The following is a 1,148-nucleotide window of genomic DNA, read 5'->3' on the forward strand; positions in this document are numbered from 1 at the left end:
CTGACGGATGCGCGGCGACCCAGGCTGCCCAGGGGCCTACGGTCTGCGGTGCGTGACCGACTCGACGACCGCGGCCGCGCGTTCCTCGACGGCATCTCGGCCCTCCTGGCGGCTTCATCGGGTGTCGAAGTAGCGCCGGATGATCGGTTCCAGGTAGTCCGCGTGTGGTCCGGGCAGACCAAGCAGCTCCTGTGGCGATCTGATCAGGGCGATGTCGTCGAGTTCGGGCTCGCGTCCCTGGGCGCGTTCGTCCGCCGTCACCGCGGCGAACGCTGCCCGTACCGCGGTCTCGGTAAGAGCGGGAGCGTGGTAGGTCACGCCCACGCTGCCGTTCTCCCCGCGGGTGACAGCCCACAGTTTGAGCGCTGAAGCAGGCGTGGTGAGGCCGAGCTCCTCGGCCAGCTCCCGCGCGGCTTGGCCGGCCAGGCCGGCTTCGTCCAGGGCCTCGCCGATTGGGGGCGGTTCGACGGAACCCCCCGGCAGCTGCCAGCGGCCGGGCGCGGCCGTGGAGGGCGACATCCGGGCGGCCAGCACACGGCCCTCGGTGGTCGGCTGGACCACGTTCACGAACAGCGAGGGCAGTGCGGAGGCTCCGGGAACGCGACGCAGGGCGTAGTGCCGGTAGGTAACCCGCACCCAGGACAGGCGAATAACGTCCGACTCCGTGCCTGTCAGCTGGGGCGCACGCCGCCACGGGGCCGTCGAAGAGCGCTGGGTTGGCCTGGACTGCCCTGTCCCACACGCGGTCGCGGGCCTCCCTGTGCCCGGACGGCAGCAGCGGCTCCTCGACTTCTACGAGTAGGAGCCGACGAACGTCAAAGAGGTCAACACCCACGGGAGGCAGCGTCTCGGGCACCGGCTCATCGTAGGGGCCTACACGGCGTACGGGATCGATAGCGGTCTCGGCCCGGTGCCTGGCGCGGGCCGCCTGTGGCAGTCGATGGCCCGGACCGTCGCCGCTACCCCGGCGTCCCCGTCAGCACCCTCAGGCCCACTGGATGCCCAGCTTGGCGAGGGCGGCGCGCTGCTCGCCCGTGAGCTTGTCGCGTCTGGCGCGACTGTTCGATAGCCATACTCCCAGTCGTACTGGTACTGGCTCCGCTTCGCTGTCGACGGTGATCTCGACCACCGCGTCGCGGGGTACTGGC

At 70.8% G+C, this 1,148-nt stretch carries 2 protein-coding genes; both read right to left on the reverse strand.

Going from position 1 to position 1,148, the window contains the following annotated elements; translation table 11 throughout:
* Window positions 1-114: 114 nt before the first annotated feature.
* A complete protein-coding gene (locus ABTZ59_RS37210; protein WP_351013579.1) occupies window positions 115-636 on the reverse strand; it encodes an NUDIX domain-containing protein in 522 nt (173 codons plus the stop codon).
* 349 nt (window positions 637-985) lie between these two features.
* Window positions 986-1,129, reverse strand: a complete 144-nt coding sequence (locus ABTZ59_RS37215; RefSeq protein ID WP_503003872.1) for a Helicase associated domain protein — start codon at window positions 1,127-1,129, stop codon at window positions 986-988.
* Window positions 1,130-1,148 lie beyond the last annotated feature (19 nt).

Source organism: Streptomyces sp. NPDC094034, assembly GCF_040303865.1.
Taxonomy (GTDB): Bacteria; Actinomycetota; Actinomycetes; order Streptomycetales; family Streptomycetaceae; genus Streptomyces.